The 3222-nt window shown below is 59.7% G+C and carries 2 protein-coding genes; both read left to right on the plus strand.

The features are described 5' to 3' along the window. The first annotated feature begins 661 nt into the window (after positions 1 to 661). Positions 662 to 2317 carry a sensor histidine kinase gene (locus tag ABX749_RS27200; RefSeq protein WP_372898790.1) on the plus strand — a complete coding sequence of 552 codons (1656 nt, stop codon included), beginning with the start codon at positions 662 to 664 and terminating at the stop codon, positions 2315 to 2317. Then, the gene (locus ABX749_RS27205; protein WP_372898791.1) at positions 2318 to 3028 is read left to right on the plus strand and encodes a response regulator transcription factor; all 711 of its coding nucleotides are present in this window, start codon (positions 2318 to 2320) and stop codon (positions 3026 to 3028) included. Positions 3029 to 3222 lie beyond the last annotated feature (194 nt).

A 3222-nucleotide genomic window follows, 5' to 3' on the forward strand; every position in this document is an offset into this window, starting at 1 on the left:
GAATTACTCGCGAAAGGCGATGCGATACGAGCAAAGCAAGAACGCGGCGCAGCAGCAAATGCGGGTGAAAAAAGCTCCTCCGGCGGACAAAAACTGAGTCCCAGCGGGACCGGATGGGGCCAGATTCGGCGTGCCGTCAGGCTGTGCCTGACGGCACTGGCATGCGCAGCATGCTCGACGCCATTTGGCATGCACAGCATGCCCTACGCCGCTTGGTGCACGTTTCATTCCTGAAATGCCTGGCATCCGTTTCCCCTGGGCAGGACGCGGAGCAAGAGATTGAAAATTGCAAATTGAACACTTCAATTGCAAATTTGCATTTTTCATTTTGCATTTTGCATTTTTCAATTTGCAATCTTCCTTCCGTCCAGGTTCCTCAGGACCCATCCTGTCACGGCTGAAGCGAGGCCGAGCGGTGACGAAATCAAAAGGAAGCGAAGTCACGTAAACCGAACAGAGTGTCAACACCAACGTTTTAGCGGCCCAACGCAAACCCTCCGGTTCCTCATCGTGACCGAAACACCGGAGGGCTCGCGACCTTCCGCTAACAATTGTTTCATTGCGTTGCACGACGGGGGACCGTCTTGGCCGCGACGCGGGGCGGTTTGCGGTTGAGAGCCGGTCGATACAATGAACGGAATTCAAAAACAGGTGCCGCCCCATGCCGCGTCGATTGTTTCTCGCACTGATCCTACTGGTCGCCGCACCGATGGTGCTGTTGGGGTGGATGAGTGCCAATGCAATCAAGGCCAGCCAAGTGGCGGCGAAAGAGAATTTGGCCACGCTGCTTTCGTCCCAGCTGTATGATGCCGACCGCCGGATCGTTCAACTGTTTGACGGCTATGCGTTGCGGTTGAACGAACAGCTCGACGAATCGCCATCGGTCTTTGAAGCGTTGCGGCGGATGCGCCGCGAGGTCCCGATCGTCCGCCAGGGCATTGTCGTTGATCCATCCGGGACGATGGTCTTTCCCAGACCCAGCGATTCAGTCGGCATCGATGCCACCGAGGTCGCCGCGGCGCTGCCCGGGATGGTCGACGCGCGTCCGTTGCCGAACGTGAATTCGGATTCTCAATCGTCCGTTGGCAAGGTCGCGTCCAGAACGACGTTCACCGAATCGGCCTGGCAACAATGGTACATGGCCGATGGCGCGCAGGTGGTTTATTGGCGAACCCGCGATGACGGATCGACCGTCGGCGTGTTGCTGGAACGGAGCCGTTGGATTGCGGATTTGATCGCCGCCTTGCCCGACCATCGCGGCCGCTTGATGGCGCCCCCGCCGCTGCGACCGACCGAGGGGGGATCCAAGGTTGAACTCGCCGAACTCGCGGCGACCCCGATCGGCAGCCTGACCCTGGTCGATGAGGCAAAGCGGTTGGTCTATCGATGGGGCGAAGTGGATGAGTTTTCTCTGCCACCGCTGGTCACGTCGCCGCTCTCGCCGCCGTTGGCCAGTTGGCAGTTCAGACTACACGTCGATCAGTCGCTGATCCCGTCGTCCAGCGCGTTTCCCACGTATCTGTCGTCGGCAGGCATCGCGCTGCTGCTGCTGTCGGTCGGTTTTTATGTCCTGACATCGGTACAACGGCAGGTCAGCGAGGCCAAGAGCCGCGTCAATTTTGCGGGCCAGGTGTCGCACGAATTGCGGACGCCGTTGACCAACATCCGGCTCTACACGGAACTGGCCGAGTCAGACTTGAAACGCATCACCAACAGTGATGCGAGCGAATCGCTTGCCAGACGACTGGAGGTGATTGACCATGAAAGCCGGCGTTTGCAACGCCTGGTCAGCGGCGTGTTGGAAATGATTCGCCCCAGCGGAAAGCCACTCGGGGTGCGACGCGAACCGACGGACATCGGTGAGTTGATTGGCGGGATTGCGGAACAGTTCACGCCCAGTTTCAAAGCGGCGGGGCTGACGTTGCAGACCGTGTGCCGGTGTCGGGATCAGGTTTCGGTCGACGGCGACGTGGTTGAAATGGTCTTGGTGAATCTGCTCAGCAATGTCGAAAAATACGTCCCCCGCGGCGGGCAATGCGTCATCGAGTGTGATCTGTTGGACGATGCTTCGGCGTCGACGCGAACGTTGCGGGTGGTGGTCAGCGACGACGGGCCGGGCATCGCCAAGGCCCATCAAGAAAAGATCTTTCGTCCCTTCCAGCGCGTCGACGATTCGATTCATGCCCCCAGCGGAACCGGCATCGGTCTGACCATCGCGCGGCGGGCCGCGGTCCGCCATGGCGGGGCCCTGGTGCTGTCCTCGGAACCTTGCCTAGGCGGCGCGACCTTTACGTTAACCTTACCGATCGGTGATTGAATGACACATCACATCTTGATTGCCGAAGATGACGCGAACACCCGTGCCGCGTTGGCTGAAGTGCTGCGGAACGAAGGTTACCATGTCACCGAAGCCGCGGACGGACGGCATGCCAAGGACCTGTTCGATGCGTCGCCGCCCGACATCGCTTGCCTCGATGTGATGATGCCGGGACTCAGCGGCTTTGACGTTTGCAAGTACTTTCGCCAACAGTCTCCGACGATGCCGATCTTGTTCATCACGGCCAAGGCGGAAGAGATCGACAAAGTCATCGGACTGGAACTCGGCGGCGATGACTACATCGTCAAACCGTTCGGGACCAAAGAAGTGATCGCGCGAATCCGAGCGGTCGCCCGTCGCAGCCTGTCCGAATCGCCCGACACACGGGTGACGTTTTCCGACGAGCCTTTTTCGATGGGTGGACTGGAGGTGTTTCCGAAAGAGCTGCGGGCCCGCCGCGGCGACGACGCCGTCTCGCTGACCCGGCGCGAAGTTTTGATCCTGCAGACCCTGGCCGCCCGGCCGGGGGAAGTCGTCAAGCGGGCCGACTTGTTCCGATCTGCGTGGGAGGATGATCATGTCCCCAACAGCCGGACCATCGACCAGACGATCAGCCAGCTGCGAAAGCGAATCGAGATCGATCCCAAGCATCCTGAAATCGTTCAAACCGTCTACGGCGTCGGCTACCGCTACGAGTGCACCGTGGGGTAAGCATCCTGCTTGCCTCCCCTGAGAAGCAACGCTTCTGCGTCAAGCACGAGAAGACGCAAGCTGGAAGCGTACGCCACGTGGGGGCAGATTGGTGTAGAATTGGCGCGTCGTTTTGAGTGCTTCCTCCCTTGTTCTGTCCACGTGATCATGACCAACCGCCGTCAATTTCTCCAATTTGCGTCTGCCTCCGCCGC

It is taken from the genome of Stieleria sp., from assembly GCF_041595215.1.
Taxonomy (GTDB): Bacteria; Planctomycetota; Planctomycetia; order Pirellulales; family Pirellulaceae; genus Stieleria; species Stieleria magnilauensis.